The following is a 21,212-nucleotide window of genomic DNA, read 5'->3' on the forward strand; positions in this document are numbered from 1 at the left end:
TCCGGCAGCACGGTGCCCAGCACCGACACGCCGGTGCGCATCACGTCCATCGGGTGGGCGCTGGCGGGCACCCATTCGAGCGCGGCCTTCACATTGGCGGGCAGGCCGCGCAGGCTCTTGAGCTTGGCCTTGTAGGCGGCCAGTTCGGATCTGGTCGGCAGCTTGCCGTGCACCAGCAGGTGGGCGATTTCCTCGAACTCGCAGGTCTCGGCGATATCGAGGATGTCGTAGCCGCGGTAGTGCAGGTCGTTGCCGGTGCGGCCGACGGTGCACAGCGCGGTATTGCCGACGGTCACGCCCGACAGGGCGACGGATTTCTTGACCCGGGGTGCGGCCGGCTCGCTGGCCGTGGCGGCGGGTGCGGCGAACTTCGAGGCGGACATCCATGTCTCCTTGGGCGCTGCCCTGTTTGTTTTTTGGTATGGGTATCGGCTTCAGGCGAAGAACAGCGCTTCCACGTTGGCCGGCAGCGGCGTGCCGGTGGCCTGCGCGCGCTGCAGCAGCGACCAGTAGTAGCGGTAGCTGGCGCGGTCGTGCAGCTGGCCCTCGTGGCGGATCGGGGCCCAGTTGTTCTCATGCGCCGCCAGCAGGATCTGGCTGGCCGCGCCGATTTCTTCGGCACCGGGGCGGAACGCCGCCACGATCGGTGCGATCTGGCCCGGATGGATGCTCCACTTGCGCAGGTAGCCGAACTCGCTGCGCGCGCGCAGCGCATCGTCGCCGGCGCGCTGCGGCGCCTGCACGTCGGTGCTGACGTTGTGCGACGGCACCTTGCCGTGGCGGTGGCAGGCGGCGGAGATCTCCAGCATGGCGCGCCGGATCAGCGGGTGTTCGAACTGCTGCGGCGAGCGCATGGCCCCGCCGGGGATGGCGCCGTGGTGGGCCGAGACAAAGTCCATCAGGCCGAAGCTCAGGCATTCCACCTGCACCAGCGCGGCAATATCGAAGGCCTGTTCCAGCGCGGCGTGGGTCTCGACCAGCACATGGATCGGGATATGCCGCGCGATGCCGGCATTGCGCGCCACCTGGTTGACGTGATCGGTCACGCGCGCGACCTCGACCACGTCGGTGACCTTGGGCACCACCACATAGGCCAGGCGCGCGCCGGCGGCGCGCACCAGCACGTCGACGTCCTCGCGCCAGCTCGGGTGGGCCGGGTCATGGATGCGCACGCCGACGCGGTTGTGGGCATTGAGCGGGCTGTTGACCAGCTGCGCGCACAGCTCTGCATGCTCGCGCTCATGGCCGACGGCGGCGCCGTCCTCGCAGTCGAAGGTGACGTCGAAGACGGGACCAAGCTCTTGTTGCAGGGCAAGCGATTTGCGCATCAGCTTTTCGCTGCCCGCGTAGTGGTCACACACCGGCAACTGGACCGGGATGGCTTCGCCCTGGAACAAGACCTCGGAAGGATGCACGTTGATTCGGATCGGTTTGGGTTGATGGGGGGAGCAGGGGCCATGGTAGCCCCTGGATATGAAAAAACCGGGGTCCGCGCTGATTCGTGAATCGTTGCGGAACCCCGGTCTTTCCTCGAGCGATCGGAGGATCAGCCCAGCAGGTGCTGCACGCCGGCCTTTTCTTCTTCCAGTTCGTTCAGGGTGATGTTGATCTTTTCCTGGCTGTAGGCGTCGATCTCCAGACCCTTGACGATCTCGTACTTGCCGTTGGCGGTGGTCACCGGGTAGCCGAACATGGTGTCGGCCGGGATGCCGTATTCACCGTTCGACGGGATGCCCATGGTGACGACCTTGCCGTTGGTGCCCAGCACCCAGTCGCGCACGTGGTCGATGGCGGCGTTGGCAGCCGAGGCGGCCGACGACAGGCCACGCGCTTCGATGATGGCGGCGCCGCGCTTGCCGACGGTCGGCAGGAACACGTCGTTGTTCCACACCGGGTCGTTGATCAGGTCCTTGACGCTCTTGCCGTCGACGGTGGCGTAGCGGTAGTCGGCGTACATGGTCGGGCTGTGGTTGCCCCACACGAACAGCTTCTCGATCGACGACACCGGCTTGCCGGTCTTGGCGGCGATTTGCGACAGGGCACGGTTGTGGTCCAGGCGCAGCATCGCGGTGAAGTTCTCGCGCGGCAGGTTCGGTGCCGACTTCATGGCGATGTAGGCGTTGGTGTTGGCCGGGTTGCCGACCACCAGCACCTTGACATTGCGGCTGGCGACTTCGTCCAGCGCCTTGCCCTGCACCGTGAAGATCTGGGCGTTGGCTTCGAGCAGGTCCTTGCGCTCCATGCCCTTGCTGCGCGGACGGGCGCCAACCAGCAGGGCCACGTCGGCGTCCTTGAAGGCAACCTTGGGGTCATCGGTGATGACCACGCCGGCCAGCAGCGGGAACGCGCAGTCTTCCAGCTCCATCACCACGCCCTTGACGGCTTGCTGGGCTTGCGGGAGGTCGAGCAGTTGGAGGATGACCGGCTGGTCTTTGCCCAGCATGTCGCCATTGGCGATGCGGAACAGCAGGGAGTAGCCGATCTGGCCAGCGGCGCCGGTCACTGCGACGCGCATTGGGGCTTTAGCCATGAGTAAATCTCCAAACGATAGAAGGGGGAAGCCGGTCGGTGGCATGCCGTTGCCGAAACAAGGGGCGCGGCGGGTCACCGGGTGCTGGTTGTCGCCACAGCGGGGAGCGGCCGTCCGCCGGAACCAGGTGGCGGGGCCACGGGGCGGAACCGGTGAGGGAGAGCCACAACGGGTCATGGTGATGCAACAAAGCGTTAGTCTACTGCGAAGCGTGGCGCCATTTCCAGACCGGAGCGCTGCCGGGAATCTGCCGGGCCGATACATTCCGGTATCCTGGCTGCTGCTGGCGGGCCTGGGAGGGCCATCGCGGGCGTGGACCAGCGCGAGTGTAGGCCGGGCCTCCCGTGATGTCAATTCATATGTCTTATATAAGACATAAGACAATTAACGTAAGGCTGGACGTATCTTGCCCTTTTGTGGTGAAATCCCGCTATGTCCTCCCTGCCTACGTCCCTGACTGGCGCAGCCGCACCCGGCGCGCCGGAATCTGGCGCCGCCACGCCTGGCGCCGGGGCGCAGCCGCCTTCTTCGCCGCCCGCGCCTGTGCCGCAGGTGGCCCCGCCATCTGGCCCCGCCTCTGGTCTGCAGTCCGTGCCATCGCCCACCTTCAGCCCGCTCTACCAGCAGATCAAGGCGCTGATCACGCGCAGCCTGCAATCCGGCGAATGGAAGCCCGGCGAGATGATCCCCAGCGAAATGGAGCTGGCCTCACGCTACAAGGTCAGCCAGGGCACGGTGCGCAAGGCCATCGATGAACTCGCCGCCGAGAACCTGGTGGCGCGCCGGCAGGGCAAGGGCACTTTCGTGACCACGCACCATGAAGACGTGGTCAAGTTCCGCTTCCTGCGCCTCGTCCCGGACGAAGGCGAACCCCATTATGGCGCCAGCCGCGTGCTGGAATGCAAGCGCCTGCGCGCCCCCGCCGAAATTGCCCGGCTGCTCGACATCCGCACCGGCGACAGCGTGGTGCAGATCCGCCGCGTGCTGAATTTCTCGGGCGAGTCGACCGTGCTGGATGAAATCTGGCTGCTCGGCGCCAACTTCAAGGGCCTCACCGCTGAAAAGCTGACCGAGTGGAAGGGCCCCATGTATGCATTGTTCGAGGCCGAGTTCGGTACGCGCATGATCCGCGCCTCGGAGAAGATCCGCGCCGTGCCTGCCGATGAAACCGCGGCCGAGTTGCTGGCTGTCCCGGTAGGCTCGCCGCTGCTGTCAGTCGAGCGGGTGTCGTACACCTATGGCGACCGCCCCGTCGAAGTGCGCCGCGGGCTGTACGTGACTACGCGGCACTATTACCAGAACGACCTGAGCTGACGCCGGCGCATGGCATGATGCGCCCGCTGGCGTTGATTATTGTGGCTTTCGTCATGACGGTGCGGGCTGTTGCGCGGCGCGGCTAATGTTGCGCTGGATTGCCCGCCGGATGTGATTAGTGTGCGATTGTCGGGCGGCACCTGTTGGTGCCTGATAGCTGAAAATTATTGGTGCAGCGCGCAACAAAGGCGCTAAAATCTCATGGATTTGCCCTAATGCATCCCGTTGCATGCAGGGCAGTGGCAGTTTCGTTTTTTGTTTACCGCAAATGGGGTCTCGCATGGCTGAAGCCGTCAAACAAGCCAGGCCGGAGTACCGGAATATCGGTATCGCGCAGATTGCGCGCTACCGGTTGCCCTGGGCCGGCAAGGTATCCATCCTGCATCGCGTGAGCGGTGCACTGATGTTCCTCCTTCTTCCCTTCGTCCTGTATCTGTTTGAGCAGAGCATAACTTCGGAACTGAGCTTCGCAAAGTTCTCGGCGCTTCTGTCCGGTGGCTTCGTCAAGCTGGTTCTGCTGGTCCTGATCTGGGGTTATCTGCATCACTTCTGCGCGGGTATCCGTTTCCTGCTGCTGGATGTGCACGTCGGCGTTTCCAAGCCGGCCTCGGCCAAGTCTGCCATCGGCGTGCTGGTTGTGAGCCTGCTGCTTACCCTGATTTTCGGCCTGAAGCTGTTCGGCCTGTTCTGAGGAGAATCAAGGTGGCAAACAATAATATCGGTCCCAAGCGTCTTGTCGTCGGTGCGCACTACGGCCTGAAAGACTGGCTGGCGCAGCGCGTCACGGCCGTGATCATGGTGGTCTTCACCGTGGTCCTGGCCATTGCCTTCCTGCTGTCGAACGGCGCTTCGTATGAAGCGTGGGCAGGGCTCTTCTCCAACCAGTGGATGAAGATCATCACGTTCCTGACCATCCTGTCGCTGCTGTATCACGCCTGGATCGGCGTGCGCGACATCTGGATGGACTATGTGCGTCCGATGGCGGTTCGCCTCGTGCTGCAAGTTCTTACGATTCTGTGGCTCGTCGGTTGCGCGGGCTACGCTGCTCAGATTCTCTGGAGGGTGTAATAAATGGTCGCAGTCAAGACTGGATTGCCGCGTCGCCGTTTCGACGTGGTCATCGTCGGTGCTGGCGGCGCCGGGATGCGCGCATCCCTCCAGCTCGCGGAAGCCGGCCTGAACGTGGCCGTGCTGTCCAAGGTGTTCCCGACGCGCTCGCACACGGTGGCGGCACAGGGCGGCATCGGCGCTTCGCTGGGGAACATGAGCGAAGACAACTGGCACTACCACTTCTACGACACCATCAAGGGCTCGGACTGGCTGGGTGACCAGGACGCGATCGAGTTCATGTGCCGTGAAGCCCCGAAGGTCGTGTACGAGCTCGAACACTTCGGCATGCCGTTCGACCGCAACCCCGACGGCACCATCTACCAGCGTCCGTTCGGCGGCCACACCGCCAACTACGGTGAAAAGCCGGTGCAGCGCGCCTGCGCCGCGGCTGACCGTACCGGCCACGCGCTGCTGCACACGCTGTACCAGCGCAACGTGCGCGCCAAGACCCACTTCTTCGTCGAGTGGATGGCGCTGGACCTGATCCGTGACCAGGACGGCGACGTGCTGGGCGTGACCGCGCTGGAAATGGAGACCGGCGAGGTCTACATCCTCGAGGCCAAGACCACGCTGTTCGCGACCGGCGGTGCCGGCCGTATCTATGCAGCTTCCACCAACGCCTTCATCAACACCGGTGACGGCCTGGGCATGGCAGCGCGCGCAGGCGTGCCGCTGGAAGACATGGAATTCTGGCAGTTCCACCCGACCGGCGTGGCCGGCGCGGGCGTGCTGATCACCGAAGGCGTGCGCGGCGAAGGCGGTATCCTGCGCAACAAGGACGGCGAGCGCTTCATGGAGCGCTATGCCCCGACGCTGAAGGACCTGGCGCCGCGTGACTTCGTCTCGCGCTCGATGGACCAGGAAATCAAGGAAGGCCGCGGCTGCGGCCCGAACGGCGACTACGTGCTGCTCGACCTGACCCACGTCGGCGCCGAGACCATCATGAAGCGCCTGCCGTCGATCCGCGAAATCGGCATGAAGTTCGCCAACGTCGACGCGATCAAGGAACCGATCCCGGTGGTCCCGACCATCCACTACCAGATGGGTGGCATTCCGACCAACTACCACGGCCAGGTCGTGGTGCCGAAGAACGGCAACCCGAACGAAGTGCTCAACGGCTTCTACGCGATCGGCGAATGCTCGTGCGTGTCGGTGCACGGCGCCAACCGCCTGGGCACCAACTCGCTGCTGGACCTGGTGGTGTTCGGCCGCGCCGCCGGCAATCACATCATCGCCCAGAACCTGAAGCAGAAAGAGCACAAGCCGCTGCCGGCCGACGCCGCCGACCTCGCGCTGTCGCGCCTGGCCAAGCTGCAGTCGTCGTCCTCGGGCGAGTACACGCAGGACGTCGCCAACGACATCCGCAAGAACATGCAGTCGCATGCCGGCGTGTTCCGTACCCAGAAGCTGATGGACGAAGGCGTCGAGCGCATCCTGGAAGTATCCGAGCGTGCCGACAACATCCACCTGAAGGACAAGTCCAAGGTCTTCAACACCGCGCTGGTGGAAGCCCTGGAAGTGGCCAACCTGGTGGAAGTGGCCAAGGCCACCATGATCTCGGCGGCCGCCCGCAAGGAATCGCGCGGTGCCCACGCGCACAGCGACTTCCCGAACCGCGACGACCAGAACTGGCTCAAGCACACGCTGTTCTACAGCGAAGGCAACCGCCTCGACTACAAGCCGGTGAAGATGGAACCGCTGACGGTGGAAAGCGTGCCGCCGAAGGCCCGTACCTTCTGAGCACCGCATCGTAGAGACAACAGGACCCACAGAAATGAAGCGTATTTTCGAAGTCTACCGCTACGATCCGGACAAGGATGCGGCACCGCGCATGCAGACCTACGAGGTCGAGCTGGACGGTCACGAGCGCATGCTGCTGGACGCGCTGGTCAAGCTGAAGAAGCTGGACGAGACCATCTCGTTCCGCCGTTCGTGCCGCGAAGGCGTGTGCGGCTCGGACGCGATGAACATCAACGGCAAGAACGGCCTGGCCTGCCTGACCAATATGCGCGAGCTGCCGGACCGCATCGTGCTGCGTCCGCTGCCCGGCCTGCCGGTGGTGCGCGACCTGATCGTCGACATGACGAACTTCTTCAAGCAGTACAACTCGATCAAGCCGTTCCTGATCAACGACGAGCCGCCGCCCGAGAAAGAGCGCCTGCAGTCGCCGGAAGAGCGCGACGAGCTGGATGGCCTGTACGAGTGCATTCTCTGCGCCAGCTGCTCGACGTCGTGCCCGTCGTTCTGGTGGAACCCGGACAAGTTCGTCGGCCCGGCCGGCCTGCTGCAGGCTTACCGCTTTATTGCGGACAGCCGCGACCAGGCCACCAACGAGCGCCTGGACAACCTGAACGACCCGTACCGCCTGTTCCGGTGCCACAGCATCATGAACTGCGTCGATGTGTGCCCGAAGGGTCTGAACCCGACCAAGGCCATCGGCAAGATCAAGGAGCTGATGGTCCGCCGCGCGGTCTGAGCCTGCGGCTGTCTGCAGTAGTAAGCGGCGCGTCAGCCAGAGCGGCTATATCTGGCTGGCGCGCCGAAAGTAGGAAGCCATGACTGAGAGTCCTGCCACCACCTTCTCCCATCAGGCCGACCCGCACAAGCGCGCACGTCTGCGCTGGCGCGCCCGCCGCGGCCTGCTGGAGAACGACATCATCGTCGAACGTTTTTTCAACCGTTACGAGGAGAGCCTGTCCGACGAGGACGTGGCTTCGCTGAGCGTGCTGTTCGAACTCAGCGACAACGAGTTGATGGACCTGCTCCTTGCGCGCAAGGAACTGGACGGTGAGCTCGACACGCCCCCGATGCAGCGAGTGATCGCCCTGCTGCGTACGGTCTGAGTTTTGGTCAACATTATTATTCACAGCATTTGAAGGATCCGACATGACGCCGTCCGATGTGAAAGCCACGCTATCGTTCTCCGATGGTTCCCCCAGCGTTGAGCTGCCGATCTACACGGGTACCGTTGGCCCGGACGTAATCGACATTCGCAAGCTGTACGGACAGACCGGTAAGTTCACTTACGACCCCGGTTTCATGTCGACGGCTTCGTGCAATTCCAAGATCACCTATATCGACGGTGACAAGGGCGAACTGCTGTACCGCGGCTACCCGATCGAGCAGCTCGCGCAGAAGTGCGACCACCTCGAAACCTGCTACCTGCTGCTCAAGGGCGAGCTGCCCAACGCCAAGCAGAAGGAAGAATTCGTCGGCCACGTGATGAACCACACCATGGTTCACGAGCAGATGCAGTTCTTCATGCGCGGCTTCCGCCGCGACGCGCACCCGATGGCCGTGCTGACCGGCATGGTCGGTGCCATGAGCGCGTTCTACCACGACGCGATGGACATCGATGATCCGCACCAGCGCGAGATCTCGGCCATCCGCCTGATCGCCAAGATGCCGACCCTGGTCGCCATGGCGTACAAGTACAACATCGGCCAGCCGTACATCTACCCGCAGAACGACCTGTCCTACTCGGGCAACTTCATGCGCATGATGTTCGGCACGCCGTGCGCCCCGTACACCGTGAACCCGGTGCTGGAGCGCGCGCTGGACCGCATCTTCATCCTGCACGCCGACCACGAGCAGAACGCGTCGACCTCGACCGTGCGCCTGGCCGGTTCGTCGGGCACCAACCCGTTCGCAGCCATCGCCGCCGGCGTGGCCTGCCTGTGGGGCCCGGCCCACGGCGGCGCCAACGAAGCCGCGCTGAAGATGCTGGAAGAAATCGGCAGCGTCGACAACATCAACGAGTTCATCAAGCAGGTCAAGGACAAGAACTCGGGCGTGCGCCTGATGGGCTTTGGCCACCGCGTGTACAAGAACTACGATCCGCGCGCCAAGCTGATGCGCGAAACCTGCCACGAAGTGCTGGAAGAGCTGGGCCTGCACAACGACCCGCTGTTCAAGCTGGCCATGGAGCTGGAAAAGATCGCGCTGGAAGACGAGTACTTCGTCAGCCGCAAGCTGTACCCGAACGTGGACTTCTACTCGGGCATCGTCCAGCGCGCGCTGGGCATCCCGACCTCGCTGTTCACCTGCATCTTCGCGCTGGCCCGCACCCCGGGCTGGATCTCGCAGTGGGAAGAGATGATTACCGATCCGGAATACAAGATCGGTCGTCCGCGTCAGCTGTTCGTTGGCGCAGCTACCCGCGACGTGCCGGACGTTGCCAAGCGCTGATCGCTGGCTTTTCATCCGGCTGCGCGATGCAGCAATCACAAACGCCCCGGCCCGCCGGGGCGTTTGTGTTTCTGGGCCGGAGCGCCTTGTGCGTCGCAGCAGGGCAGGGAGCAGGAAATTGCCGGATAAGTGGTGAGAACGGCAATTTGCGGAGAATTGTGTCTCAGTCTGTCAATTCAGTTCCGCATTTGTTGTGCGATTTTCGCCTGCGGCAGGAAATTTGACCCTATAATGCGGGCTGCTTTGCCGACGGCAGCCGGGCCACCCTTCCGGCATGCGGTGCGGCAAGCGGGGCAGGCGAATCGCTTGCGCAATAGAGAACGCATCAAACGTTGTCTTTCCGAACCTTGGTCCCCCTACCTCACGGGACTGACACATGCCGGGCCCCGCATAAGCTGTCTCTCCCTTGCAGGCCCGTCTTCCGCGTCTCGGGCGTCTTTATTCGTAGTCCGCGGGTGTTGTTCGATTGCGCAGGTCACACCGTTTCTGCCCGGTTGACCCAAACATAAATCGAGGAGCTCCTGATGACGCTGTCCCGTCTTACGTCCATCTCGCTGGCCGCCGTGCTGGCCACCCTTGGCGCCGCTGCCAACGCCGAAACCGTGAAGATCGCCATTGCCGGCCCGATGAGCGGCTCGGTGGCGCAGTATGGTGACATGGTCAAGGCCGGTGCGCTGACCGCGATCGAACAACTCAATGCCAATGGCGGCGCCGGCGGCAACAAGTTCGAAGTGGTGATGATGGACGACGCCTGCGAGCCGAAGCAGGCGGTGGCAGTTGCCAACAAGATCGTCAGCCAGAACATCAAGTACGTGATCGGCCATGTGTGCTCGGGCTCGACCATCCCGGCTTCGGACATCTACGAGAACGAAGGCATCGTCATGGTCACGCCGTCGGCCACCGCGCCGCAGCTGACCGAGACCAAGAAGCGCAAGTACATCTTCCGCACCATCGGCCGCGACGACCAGCAGGGCCCGGCCGCCGCCCAGTACATCATCGGCAAGGTCAAGCCGAAGAAGGTCGCGGTGCTGCACGACAAGCAGTCGTACGGCCAGGGCATCGCCAGCTCGGTGAAGAAGGACCTGGAAGCCGCCAAGATCCCGGTCGCCGTGTTCGAAGGCATCAACGCCGGCGATTCGGACTACTCCGCCGTCATCACCAAGCTCAAGTCGCAGGGCGTGGACTTCGTCTACTTCGGCGGCTACCACCCGGAAATGGGCCTGCTGCTGCGCCAGGCGCGCGAGCAGGGCGTGAAGGCCGCGTTCATGGGCCCCGAGGGCGTGGGCAACAAGGACGTGACGGCGATCGCCGGCCCGTCCTCGGAAGGCATGCTGGTGACGCTGCCGGCAGACTTCTCGGCCGACCCGGCCAACGCCGCGCTGGTGAAGGCCTTTGCCGACAAGAAGCGTGACGCCAACGGTCCGTTCCAGATGCCGGCTTATGCCGCCGTCAAGATCATCGGCGACGCCATTGCCGGCGCCAAGAGCACCGACCCGACCAAGGTCGCGGCGTACATGCACAAGAACGCCTTCACCACCCCGATCGGCAAGGTCGAGTACGACGACAAGGGCGACCTGAAGTCCTTCAAGTTCGTGGTCTACACCTGGCACAAGGACGCCAGCAAGACGGCCGCCAACTAAGCCGGCGCTTTTCCACGCACACGCCCCGCCCGGACCCCGGGCGGGGCGTTCTGGTATCGGGCTTCAAGTTCCTGAGGCTTCCCCAATGAATGAATTCCTTCCACAGTTCACCCAGCAGCTGGTCAACGGCCTGACGCTGGGTGCGATCTATGCGCTGATCGCCATCGGCTACACAATGGTCTACGGCATCATCGGCATGATCAATTTCGCGCACGGCGAGATTTATATGATCGGTGCCTATGTCGGCCTGGTCACGCTCACCGCGATCGGCGCCCAGGCAGGCTACCCCCTGCCGCTGGTGCTGGGCGCCGCCTTGCTGGTCTCGGTGCTGGTCACCGGGGTGTACGGCTATGCGGTGGAGCGGGTGGCATACCGGCCCTTGCGCGGCGGACCGCGGCTGGTGCCGCTGATCTCGGCCATCGGCATGTCGATCTTCCTGCAGAACTATGTCCAGATCGGGCAGGGCGCGCGCGACGTGTCGGTGCCGGTGCTGATCTCGGGCGCCATCGAGTTCCAGATGGGCAGCGACTTCACCGTGACGGTGCCGTACTCGCGCCTGCTGATCGTGGGCGTGACGCTGGTGCTGATGATCGCGCTGACGCTGTTTATCGGCCGTTCGCGCATGGGCCGTGCCTGCCGTGCCTGCGCCGAAGACATGCGCATGGCCAACCTGCTCGGCATCGACACCAACAAGGTGATCTCGTTCACCTTCGTGCTGGGTGCGATGCTGGCGGCGGTGGGCGGCGTGCTGATCGGGCTGACCATCGGCAAGCTCAATCCCTTTATCGGCTTTATCGCCGGCATCAAGGCCTTTACCGCGGCGGTGCTGGGCGGCATCGGCAGCATCCCGGGCGCGATGCTCGGCGGCGTGCTGCTGGGCCTGGCGGAGACCTTCGCCTCGGGCTATATGCCGGCCGAGTACAAGGACGTGGTGGCGTTCAGCCTGCTGGTGCTGGTGCTGCTGTTCCGTCCGACCGGGCTGCTGGGCAAGCCTGACGTCGAAAAGGTCTGAGGGAGGACGAGACATGACTAACAACGTTTCCGCGATGCCCGCGGGCAAGGCCGCCGCACGCGGCGCCGCACCGGGACAATCGCTCAAGAATGCGATCACGGCCGCCGTGATGACGGCCATCCTGACCATTCCCATCCTGGGCCTGCAGCTCAAGCTGGAAGGCTACAAGGTCGTGCTGGAGCCGCACTGGCGGCCGGTGTGGATCGCCGTGGCGGCGGTCTTCCTGTTCCAGCTGTTCAAGCCGCTGCTGTCGCGCGCCGGCAGCGCGGTGCGCCTGCCGGCGGTGCCGCAGCTGGGCGCCCGGCAGCAGCGCGTGGCGGTATGGGTGCTGCTGGCGGTCGGGCTGGTGTGGCCGTTCTTCGGCTCGCGCGGCGCGGTCGACGTGGCCACGCTGGCGCTGATCTACGTGATCCTGGGCCTGGGCCTGAATATCGTGGTGGGCTATGCCGGCCTGCTCGACCTGGGCTATGTCGGCTTCTACGCCATCGGCGGCTACACCTACGCGCTGCTCAACCAGTATTTCGGGCTGGGCTTCTGGGAATGCCTGCCGATCGCCGCCGCGATGTCGGCCACCTTCGGCTTCCTGCTGGGGTTCCCGGTGCTGCGTTTGCGCGGCGACTACCTGGCCATCGTGACACTTGGCTTCGGCGAGATCATCCGCCTGCTGGCCAATAACCTGACCAGCCTGACCGGCGGCCCGGATGGCGTGTCCGGCATCCCGAAGCCGACCGTGTTCGGCATCGAGATGGCGCGCAGCGCGAGCGTGGAGGGCGCCAAGACCTTTCATGACCTGCTGGGCTGGGACTACAGCGGCCAGCACATGGTGATCTTCCTGTACCTGCTGGCGCTGCTGCTGGTGGGCTTCACGCTGTTCGTCACCAGCCGCCTGATCCGCATGCCGATGGGCCGCGCCTGGGAAGCGCTGCGCGACGACGAGATCGCGTGCCGCTCGCTGGGCCTGAACCCGACCCGCATCAAGCTGTCGGCGTTCACGCTGGGGGCTTCGTTCGCCGGCATCGGCGGCGCTTTCTTCGCGGCGCGCCAGGGCCTGGTCAATCCGGAATCGTTCACCTTCATCGAGTCGGCGCTGATCCTCGCCGTGGTGGTGCTGGGCGGCATGGGTTCGCAGCTGGGCGTGATCCTGGCGGCGATCCTGCTGACGGTGCTGCCCGAGGTGGCGCGCGGTTTTGCCGAATATCGCATGCTGATCTTCGGCCTGGTGATGGTGCTGATGATGATGTGGCGTCCGCAGGGCCTGCTGCCCGCGAGCCGTCCCCACGTGGAGTTGCCGAAATGAGCGCGGATTTGCTGAAAGTCTCCGGCCTGCAGATGCGCTTCGGCGGCTTGCTGGCCGTGGACGGTATTGATTTCAATGTGCGCAGCGACGAGGTCTTCGCCATCATCGGCCCCAATGGCGCCGGCAAGACCACGGTGTTCAACTGCGTGGGCGGCTTCTACAAGCCCACCGCGGGCGAGGTCACGCTGGACGGCCACGCCATCGCCGGCCTGCCCAGCCACCAGGTGGCGCGCAAGGGCCTGGTGCGGACCTTCCAGAACATCCGCCTGTTCAAGTCGCTGACGGTGGTGGAAAACCTGCTGGTGGCGCAGCACCGCCAGGTGCAGGCGGGCATCCTGCGCGGCTTGTTCGCTACGCCGGCCTACCGCCGCGCCGAGCGCGAGGCGCTGGAGCGCGCCGCGGTCTGGCTCGAACGCATGGGGCTGACCTCGGTGGCCAACCGCGAGGCGGGCACGCTGTCGTACGGCCACCAGCGCCGGCTGGAGATTGCGCGCTGCATGATCACCAAGCCGCGCCTGTTGATGCTGGACGAGCCGGCGGCCGGCCTGAACCCGCAGGAGAAGATCGAGCTGCAGCAGCTGATCGACCAGCTGCGGCGCGAGTTCGGCATCTCGGTGCTGCTGATCGAGCACGACATGAGCCTGGTGATGGGCGTGTCCGACCGCATCCTGGTGATGGAGCACGGCAAGCCGATCGTGATTGGCAAGCCCGAGCAAGTGCGCAACGACCCGCGCGTGATCAAGGCCTACCTGGGAGAGGACTGATGCTGAAGCTGGAACAGGTCCATACCCACTACGGCGCCGTCGAGGCGCTGTCGGGCGTATCGATCGAAGTCAACAAGGGGGAGATCGTCACCCTGATCGGCAGCAACGGCGCCGGCAAGACGACGCTGATGATGACCGTGTGCGGCACGCCGCGCGCGTCCAGCGGACGCGTGACGTTCGAAGGGCAGGACATCACCAACCGGTCCACGCACGAGATCATGCGCTTGGGGCTCGCGATCTCGCCCGAGGGCCGGCGCGTGTTCCCGAGCCTGACGGTGCTGGAGAACCTGAAGATGGGCGCGTTCTTCGCCAGGCGAGACGAGATCGAGGCGGGCATCGAGCACGTCTTCAAGCTGTTCCCGCGCCTGAACCAGCGCGCCAGCCAGCGCGCCGGCACCATGTCGGGCGGCGAGCAGCAGATGCTGGCGATCGGCCGCGCGCTGATGAGCCGGCCGCGCCTGCTGCTGCTGGACGAGCCCACGCTCGGTCTGGCGCCGCTGATCATCGCGCAGATCTTCGACATCATCCGCACCATTCGTGACGAAGGCGTCACTGTGTTCCTGGTCGAGCAGAACGCCAACAAGGCGCTGCAGGTCGCGGACCGCGGCTATGTGCTCGAAACCGGCAAGGTGGTGCTGGCTGATACCGGCGCCAACCTGCTGGCCAACGACCGGATCAAGGCCGCCTACCTGGGCGGCTGAGCCCAACAGGCCGCGGCCCCGCCTGGCGGGCCGCGGCCTTTTCCTTTTCGCCATCCGCGAAATCCCCCTTTCGCCAATCACATTACATTGCAGCCGCTGCCCGGGCCGGGCAGGGGGCTGAGTGCCATACCCCCTGTGGCATAATCAATTGCCAAGTCAAGCATTGCGGCAACGCTTGAAGTAACGCTCGCTTCAGGCGGCTTCCGGCGCGATTATCGCTATCGCCACCCGCTCGCCACCGCGACCGAAGCGAATAAAATCCCTGCAAACTACCGCGCGGTCACCGCGGACCACTCCTGCAAAGGATCGGTCTTCCGGCCCGCCATCGCATCATGGCCAAGACGCTCTACGACAAACTCTGGGATGACCATACCGTCCACGTCGAGGAAGACGGCACCACGCTGCTCTATATCGACCGCCACCTGCTGCATGAAGTGACCAGCCCGCAGGCGTTCGAGGGGCTGAAGCTGGCGGAGCGTCCGGTATGGCGCATCAGCGCCAACCTGGCCGTGTCGGACCACAACGTGCCGACCACCGACCGCAGCCAGGGCATTGCCGATCCGGTATCGAAGCTGCAGGTCGATACGCTGGATGCCAACTGCGACAGCTACGGCATCACCCAGTTCAAGATGAACGACCACCGCCAGGGCATCGTGCACGTGATCGGGCCGGAGCAGGGCGCGACGCTGCCGGGCATGACGGTGGTGTGCGGCGACTCGCATACCAGCACGCATGGCGCGTTTGGCGCGCTGGCGCATGGCATCGGCACGTCGGAAGTGGAGCACGTGCTGGCCACGCAGACGCTGCTGGGCAAGAAGGCCAAGAACATGCTGGTCAAGGTGGAAGGCAAGCTGCCGCGCGGCTGCACCGCCAAGGACATCGTGCTGGCCGTGATCGGCAAGATCGGCACCGCGGGCGGCACCGGCTACACCATCGAGTTCGCCGGCTCGGCCATCCGCGACCTGACCATGGAAGGCCGCATGACGGTCTGCAACATGGCCATCGAGGCCGGCGCGCGCGCCGGCCTGGTGGCGGTGGACGACGTCACGCTCGAATACGTGAAGGGCCGCCCCTACGCGCCGCAGGGCGTGGAGTGGGAGCAGGCCGTGGCCTACTGGCGCACGCTGCATTCGGATGCCGGGGCGAAGTTCGACCAGGTGGTCGAGCTGCGCGCCGAGGATGTCCGTCCGCAGGTGACCTGGGGTACCTCGCCGGAAATGGTGATCAGCATCGAAGACCGCGTGCCGGACCCAGAGAAGGAAAAGGACCCGAACAAGCGCAACGCGATGGAGCGCGCGCTCGAATACATGGGCCTGCAGCCCAACGTGCCGGTCGAGAGCATCAATATCGACAAGGTCTTCATCGGTTCGTGCACCAACAGCCGCATCGAAGACATGCGCGCCGCCGCGTGGGTGGTGCAGAAGCTGGGCCGCAAGGTTGCCGGCAACGTGAAGCTGGCGATGGTGGTGCCGGGCTCGGGCCTGGTCAAGGAACAGGCCGAGCGCGAAGGCCTGGACAAGATCTTCAAGGCCGCCGGTTTTGAATGGCGCGAGCCGGGCTGCTCGATGTGCCTGGCGATGAATGCCGACCGCCTCGAGGCGGGCGAGCGTTGCGCGTCGACTTCGAACCGCAACTTCGAAGGCCGCCAGGGCGCGGGCGGGCGCACCCACCTGGTGAGCCCGGCGATGGCAGCGGCCGCAGCCATCGAAGGCCATTTCGTCGATATCCGCAAGCTGGGCTGAAGAAGCAAGGAAAGAGAACATGGACAAGTTCACCGTACACAGCGGCCTCGTAGCCCCGCTCGACCGCGAGAACGTCGATACCGACGCCATCATCCCGAAGCAGTTCCTGAAGTCGATCAAGCGCACCGGCTTCGGCCCCAACCTGTTCGACGAGTGGCGCTACAAGGACGTCGGCGAGCCCGGCATGGACAACAGCAAGCGTCCGCTGAACCCGGACTTCGTGCTGAACCAGCCGCGCTACCAGGGCGCGTCGATCCTGCTGGCGCGCCGCAACTTCGGCTGCGGCAGCTCGCGCGAGCACGCGCCGTGGGCGCTGACGCAATACGGCTTCCGCGCCGTGATCGCGCCCAGCTTTGCCGACATCTTCTTCAACAACTGCTACAAGAACGGCCTGTTGCCGGTGGTGCTGACCGAACAGCAGGTCGACCACCTGTTCAACGAGACCAACGCCTTCAACGGCTACAAGCTGACCATCGACCTGGACAAGCAGGTGGTGCTGACGGCGGGCGGCCAGGCGTATGAGTTCGACATCGCCCCGTTCCGCAAGTACTGCATGCTGAACGGCTTCGACGATATCGGCCTGACGCTGCGCCATGCCGACAAGATCAAGGCCTATGAGGCCGAGCGCGTGGCCAGGATGCCGTGGCTGAACAACCGCCTGGTCGGATAAGACTCAACGAGGAAAGACAACAATGAAGATCGCAGTCCTGCCGGGTGACGGCATCGGTCCCGAAATCGTCGCGGAGGCCGTCAAGGTCCTGAACGCGCTCGACGAGAAGTTCGAACTGGAAACCGCCCCGGTGGGCGGCGCCGGCTACGAGGCCGAAGGCCATCCGCTGCCGGAAAACACCCTGAAGCTGGCCAAGGAAGCCGACGCCATCCTGTTTGGCGCCGTCGGCGACTGGAAGTACGACAGCCTGGATCGTCCGCTGCGTCCGGAGCAGGCCATCCTGGGCCTGCGCAAGCACCTGCAGCTGTTCGCCAACTTCCGCCCGGCGATCTGCTATCCGGAACTGACCGGCGCCTCGAGCCTGAAGCCCGAGCTGGTGGCCGGCCTCGACATCCTGATCGTGCGCGAACTGAACGGCGACATCTACTTCGGCCAGCCGCGCGGCGTGCGCGAAGCGCCGGACGGCCTGTTCAAGGGCGCGCGCGAAGGCTTCGACACCATGCGCTACAGCGAGCCGGAAATCCGCCGCATCGCCCACGTGGCGTTCCAGGCCGCGGCCAAGCGCGGCAAGAAGCTGTGCAGCGTCGACAAGGCTAACGTGCTCGAGACCTTCCAGTTCTGGAAGGACATCGTGATCGAGGTGCACAAGGAGTACCCGGAGGTCGAGCTGTCGCACATGTACGTCGACAACGCGGCCATGCAGCTGGTCAAGGCGCCCAAGAGCTTCGACGTGATCGTCACCGGCAATATGTTCGGCGACATCCTGTCGGATGAGGCCGCCATGCTGACCGGCTCGATCGGCATGCTGCCGTCGGCGTCGCTGGATGCCAACAACAAGGGCCTGTACGAGCCGTCGCACGGCTCTGCGCCGGACATCGCCGGCAAGGGCGTGGCTAACCCACTGGCGACGATCCTGTCGGCGGCGATGATGCTGCGCTACTCGCTGAACCGCGTCGAGCAGGCCGACCGCATCGAGAGCGCCGTCAAGAAGGTGCTGGCCCAGGGCTACCGCACCGGTGACATCCTGACGCCGGGTTGCAAGCAGGTCGGTACCCGCGAGATGGGTGACGCGGTGCTGGCGGCGCTGTAAGTCACACCGGAAGGGGGCACTGCGCGAGTAGTGCCCCCTTTGTCTGATTTGTCCCCGTTATTTCCCCTATCTGCACGCTGCGGCAGCGCGGCAAAATCGTGTAGACTCTGCCGATGGCCCGATTTTCCCAGTCCACCCTGACTGCTGTTGCTGCCCTGACCGCTACCCGCGGCCCGGTCGGCACGATTTCGCTCGGCCAGACCGCAACGACGATTAAAACCATTATTAAAACCGCGATCGCCTAGATCCGTTCGTCGTGCCTGCCCGTCTTCCCCGCGCAGCCACGCCGGGCGAGGAAAATGGCGGGGAAGTAAAAATCACATCCGAGGTAAATCATGATTGTAGGTCTCGTCGGTTGGCGGGGAATGGTCGGCAGCGTCCTGATGCAGCGCATGCAGGAAGAGCGTGATTTCGACCATATCGAGCCCGTCTTCTTCAGCACGTCCAATGCCGGCGGCAAGGCGCCCGCCATGGCGAAGAACGAAACCACGCTGAAAGATGCCAATGACATCGAAGCGCTGAAGAAGTGCGACGTGGTGCTGACCGCCCAGGGCGGCGACTACACCAACGAGGTCTTCCCCAAGCTGCGCGCGGCCGGCTGGAAGGGCTACTGGATCGACGCGGCGTCCTCGCTGCGGATGAAGGACGATGCCATCATCGTGCTGGATCCGGTCAACCAGGATGTGATCAAGGACGCGCTGTCCAAGGGCGTCAAGAATTTCATCGGCGGCAACTGCACGGTCAGCTGCATGCTGATGGGCCTCGGCGGCCTGTTCCAGGCCGACCTGATCGAGTGGATGACGTCGATGACGTACCAGGCCGCTTCCGGCGGCGGTGCGCAGCATATGCGCGAGCTGCTGACGCAGTTCGGCACGCTGAACGCGTCGGTCAAGCCGCTGCTGGAGAACCCGGCCTCGGCCATCCTGGAAATCGACCGCACCATCCTGGCGACCCAGCACGGCCTGTCCGCCGAGGAAACCAAGCAGTTCGGCGTGCCGCTGGCCGGCAACCTGATCCCCTGGATCGACAAGGACCTGGGCAATGGCCAGTCCAAGGAAGAATGGAAGGGCGGCGCCGAGACCAACAAGATCCTGGGCCGCGGCGAAGGCTTCCTGGGTGCGACCGGCGCCACGCCGATCGCCGTCGACGGCCTGTGCGTGCGCATTGGCGCCATGCGCTGCCACTCGCAGGCGCTGACCATCAAGCTGCGCAAGGATGTGCCGCTCGATGAGATCGAAGGCATGCTGGCCGCCCACAACCCGTGGGCCAAGGTGGTGCCGAATACGCGTGAAGCCAGCATGACCGATCTGACCCCGGCTGCCGTGACCGGCACGCTGACGATTCCGGTCGGCCGCCTGCGCAAGATGCAGATGGGCGGCGAGTACCTGTCCGCGTTCACGGTCGGCGACCAGCTGCTGTGGGGCGCGGCCGAACCGCTGCGCCGCATGCTGCGTATCCTGATCGAGTCCTGATCCGGTGCTCCCTCTTGTTGCCTGGTTGCGTCCGTTGCAGCCAGGCAACAGAATGGACCGCTTTGCCGACAACGCCGCGCCCATGCGCGGCGTTGTTGTATCCGGGCGCCTATTTTCCCTGGTGATGCGTCACAATACGCCGGCATGCGCTTCGCGCCAGGCAGGGTTTGGCGTCTGCGCGCGGCTGGAGAAGGGGTGCGCCGAGAACGCCCCGCCAGCCTGCCGGACCTGGTTTTGGGGTCGGTCTGTCGATTCATATCGCTACTAAAACATAACGGAGCATAAGGTGAGTGTGAGCCAACATCGCCGGAAAGATGCGCCTACCGCCCGTCAGCGCTGGTCAACGCTGGCCGTCACGGCACTGGGCCTGCTGCTTGCGCAGCCGGCCGCATATGCCGCGGGGTTCGGGCAATTGCGGGTTCAGTCGAATCTGGGGCAGCCGTTGCAGGCTGAGATCGACATCAGTGGGGTCAGTGCCGAAGAGGCCGCCGGGCTCAGCGTCAAGCTGGCGTCGCCAGCGGCGTATGCCGCGGCCGGGCTGACCTACCTGCCGGCCGTCAGCAGCCTGCGGCTGGAGGTGGAGCGCCGCCCGAACGGCAGCTATGTGGCCCGGGTCCGCTCCAACCAGCCGATCAGCGAGCCCTTTGTCGACATCCTGGTCGACATGAGCTGGGCCAGCGGCAAGGTCTCGCGCGCCTATACCTTCCTGCTTGACCCTGCCGGGGCCAAGCCTTCGAACCAGACCTTCTCGCCGGCGACGGTGGTGCAGGCGGCGACGCCGGATGCGCCGCCCGTAGCGGCACCGGCACCTGCCGCCGCGCCGCAGCCTGTGCCGGCCCAGGAAGCCGCGCCCGCCGCGGCTGCCGAGGCAGTCAAGCCAGCCGCGCCCGCGCGCCCGGCCCGCCAGAGCGCAAAGCGGGCGCCGGCAGCGGCCGCCAGCGGCAGCACCGAGATGGCACCCGGCGGCGGCTACACCGTGCAGCGCGGCGACACGCTCTACGCCATTGCCGGCGAGGCCGTGCAAGGCCAGGAATCGGTCTCGCTGGACCAGATGCTGGTGGCGCTCTACCGTAACAATCCCAACGCCTTTATCGGCGGCAACATGAACCGGCTGCGCAGCGGCGCGGTGCTGCAGGTCCCGACCCAGCAGCAGGCGCAAGCCGTCGCACCCAAGGCCGCCCGCCGCGAGGTGGTGGCGCGCACGCAGGGCTTCGATGCCTACCGCGGCCGGCTGGCCAGCGCTGCTGCGGCCAAGTCGGTCGAGCCCGACAGCGGCCGCCAGCAGTCCGGCAACGTGACCGCCCGGGTGCAGGAGCAGGCCGTCCCGACCGACGGCCCGCGCGATGAACTGAAGCTCAGCAAGGCCGCGCGTGGCGCACAGGCCGACGCCGCGGCCAAGGCCGAAGCCGGCGTCGCGCGCGAGCGTGAGCTCAAGGAGGCGCAAGCCCGCCTGGCGCAGCTGGAAAAGAACGTCGGCGACATGCAGAAGCTGCTCGAGCTGAAGAACGCCGAGATCGCCAAGCTGAGCCAGGCCAACCAGGCGGTGCTGGCCGAGAAGGAAAAGGCTGAGGCCGCGGCCAAGGCCGCGGCGGCGGCGCCGACCGTGGTGGCGGCCCAGCCGCCGAAGGCCGATGCCGTGGCCCCGGCCCCGGTTGCGGCCGCCGCGACGGCTGCCGCAACCG

21 protein-coding genes are annotated in these 21,212 nt (G+C 65.1%); 18 read left to right on the plus strand and 3 right to left on the minus strand.

Features of this window, described 5'->3' with window-relative positions:
- The 3 genes from AC3WLF_RS30910 to AC3WLF_RS30920 form a co-directional block, all read right to left on the minus strand.
- A partial coding sequence (locus tag AC3WLF_RS30910) for a citrate/2-methylcitrate synthase (RefSeq protein WP_492359289.1) occupies nucleotides 1-383 on the minus strand: 383 nt, incomplete at its 3' end.
- 51 nt (nucleotides 384-434) lie between these two features.
- On the minus strand, nucleotides 435-1,415 hold the full coding sequence (locus AC3WLF_RS30915) for an HpcH/HpaI aldolase/citrate lyase family protein (protein ID WP_492352076.1): 981 nt from the start codon (nucleotides 1,413-1,415) through the stop codon (nucleotides 435-437).
- 131 nt (nucleotides 1,416-1,546) lie between these two features.
- Nucleotides 1,547-2,530: a malate dehydrogenase gene (locus AC3WLF_RS30920; RefSeq protein ID WP_010814614.1), complete on the minus strand. Its 984-nt coding sequence runs from the start codon at nucleotides 2,528-2,530 to the stop codon at nucleotides 1,547-1,549.
- A gap of 432 nt (nucleotides 2,531-2,962) precedes the next feature.
- Here AC3WLF_RS30920 and AC3WLF_RS30925 point away from each other — a divergent pair, with 432 nt between their 5' ends.
- From AC3WLF_RS30925 to AC3WLF_RS31010, 18 genes are all read left to right on the plus strand, one after another.
- On the plus strand, nucleotides 2,963-3,844 hold the full coding sequence (locus AC3WLF_RS30925) for a GntR family transcriptional regulator (RefSeq protein ID WP_492352075.1): 882 nt from the start codon (nucleotides 2,963-2,965) through the stop codon (nucleotides 3,842-3,844).
- A 280-nt stretch (nucleotides 3,845-4,124) separates the two neighbouring features.
- A complete protein-coding gene (sdhC, locus tag AC3WLF_RS30930; protein WP_010814616.1) occupies nucleotides 4,125-4,535 on the plus strand; it encodes a succinate dehydrogenase, cytochrome b556 subunit in 411 nt (136 codons plus the stop codon).
- 11 nt (nucleotides 4,536-4,546) lie between these two features.
- On the plus strand, nucleotides 4,547-4,912 hold the full coding sequence (sdhD, locus tag AC3WLF_RS30935) for a succinate dehydrogenase, hydrophobic membrane anchor protein (RefSeq protein WP_010814617.1): 366 nt from the start codon (nucleotides 4,547-4,549) through the stop codon (nucleotides 4,910-4,912).
- A 3-nt stretch (nucleotides 4,913-4,915) separates the two neighbouring features.
- Entirely contained in the window at nucleotides 4,916-6,694 is a 1,779-nt protein-coding gene (sdhA, locus tag AC3WLF_RS30940) for a succinate dehydrogenase flavoprotein subunit (protein WP_492319824.1), read from the plus strand.
- A 34-nt stretch (nucleotides 6,695-6,728) separates the two neighbouring features.
- The gene (locus AC3WLF_RS30945; RefSeq protein WP_010814619.1) at nucleotides 6,729-7,430 is read left to right on the plus strand and encodes a succinate dehydrogenase iron-sulfur subunit; all 702 of its coding nucleotides are present in this window, start codon (nucleotides 6,729-6,731) and stop codon (nucleotides 7,428-7,430) included.
- 79 nt (nucleotides 7,431-7,509) lie between these two features.
- A complete protein-coding gene (locus AC3WLF_RS30950; RefSeq protein WP_479941077.1) occupies nucleotides 7,510-7,797 on the plus strand; it encodes an FAD assembly factor SdhE in 288 nt (95 codons plus the stop codon).
- A gap of 43 nt (nucleotides 7,798-7,840) precedes the next feature.
- Nucleotides 7,841-9,142 carry a citrate synthase gene (gene gltA / locus AC3WLF_RS30955; protein WP_010814621.1) on the plus strand — a complete coding sequence of 434 codons (1,302 nt, stop codon included), beginning with the start codon at nucleotides 7,841-7,843 and terminating at the stop codon, nucleotides 9,140-9,142.
- A gap of 524 nt (nucleotides 9,143-9,666) precedes the next feature.
- Entirely contained in the window at nucleotides 9,667-10,782 is a 1,116-nt protein-coding gene (locus tag AC3WLF_RS30960; protein WP_011615745.1) for a branched-chain amino acid ABC transporter substrate-binding protein, read from the plus strand.
- 85 nt (nucleotides 10,783-10,867) lie between these two features.
- On the plus strand, nucleotides 10,868-11,794 hold the full coding sequence (gene livH / locus AC3WLF_RS30965; protein ID WP_010814623.1) for a high-affinity branched-chain amino acid ABC transporter permease LivH: 927 nt from the start codon (nucleotides 10,868-10,870) through the stop codon (nucleotides 11,792-11,794).
- 13 nt (nucleotides 11,795-11,807) lie between these two features.
- Complete coding sequence (locus tag AC3WLF_RS30970; protein ID WP_492319825.1) at nucleotides 11,808-13,091, plus strand: high-affinity branched-chain amino acid ABC transporter permease LivM; 1,284 nt, start codon at nucleotides 11,808-11,810, stop codon at nucleotides 13,089-13,091.
- The gene (livG, locus tag AC3WLF_RS30975; RefSeq protein ID WP_492319826.1) at nucleotides 13,088-13,855 is read left to right on the plus strand and encodes a high-affinity branched-chain amino acid ABC transporter ATP-binding protein LivG; all 768 of its coding nucleotides are present in this window, start codon (nucleotides 13,088-13,090) and stop codon (nucleotides 13,853-13,855) included. Before AC3WLF_RS30970 ends, livG begins: the two co-directional genes overlap by 4 nt.
- On the plus strand, nucleotides 13,855-14,556 hold the full coding sequence (locus AC3WLF_RS30980; protein ID WP_010814626.1) for an ABC transporter ATP-binding protein: 702 nt from the start codon (nucleotides 13,855-13,857) through the stop codon (nucleotides 14,554-14,556). The genes livG and AC3WLF_RS30980 overlap by 1 nt, the downstream gene beginning before the upstream one ends.
- A gap of 332 nt (nucleotides 14,557-14,888) precedes the next feature.
- Nucleotides 14,889-16,298, plus strand: coding sequence for a 3-isopropylmalate dehydratase large subunit (gene leuC / locus AC3WLF_RS30985; protein WP_492359290.1), 1,410 nt, complete (start codon nucleotides 14,889-14,891; stop codon nucleotides 16,296-16,298).
- Between the two features lie 19 nt (nucleotides 16,299-16,317).
- The gene (gene leuD / locus AC3WLF_RS30990) at nucleotides 16,318-16,968 is read left to right on the plus strand and encodes a 3-isopropylmalate dehydratase small subunit (protein WP_492319828.1); all 651 of its coding nucleotides are present in this window, start codon (nucleotides 16,318-16,320) and stop codon (nucleotides 16,966-16,968) included.
- Between the two features lie 22 nt (nucleotides 16,969-16,990).
- Nucleotides 16,991-18,058 (plus strand): 3-isopropylmalate dehydrogenase, encoded by a 1,068-nt coding sequence (leuB, locus tag AC3WLF_RS30995; protein WP_492359291.1) that lies wholly within the window; start codon nucleotides 16,991-16,993, stop codon nucleotides 18,056-18,058.
- Between the two features lie 113 nt (nucleotides 18,059-18,171).
- Complete coding sequence (locus AC3WLF_RS31000) at nucleotides 18,172-18,303, plus strand: hypothetical protein (RefSeq protein WP_013957414.1); 132 nt, start codon at nucleotides 18,172-18,174, stop codon at nucleotides 18,301-18,303.
- Nucleotides 18,304-18,393: 90 nt separating this feature from the next.
- The gene (gene asd, locus AC3WLF_RS31005) at nucleotides 18,394-19,530 is read left to right on the plus strand and encodes an aspartate-semialdehyde dehydrogenase (protein WP_492359292.1); all 1,137 of its coding nucleotides are present in this window, start codon (nucleotides 18,394-18,396) and stop codon (nucleotides 19,528-19,530) included.
- Between the two features lie 286 nt (nucleotides 19,531-19,816).
- Nucleotides 19,817-21,212 (plus strand): type IV pilus assembly protein FimV (locus AC3WLF_RS31010; RefSeq protein ID WP_492359293.1); only part of this gene is annotated, 1,396 nt, incomplete at its 3' end.

Source organism: Cupriavidus sp. FW306-01-F10A, from assembly GCF_058782785.1.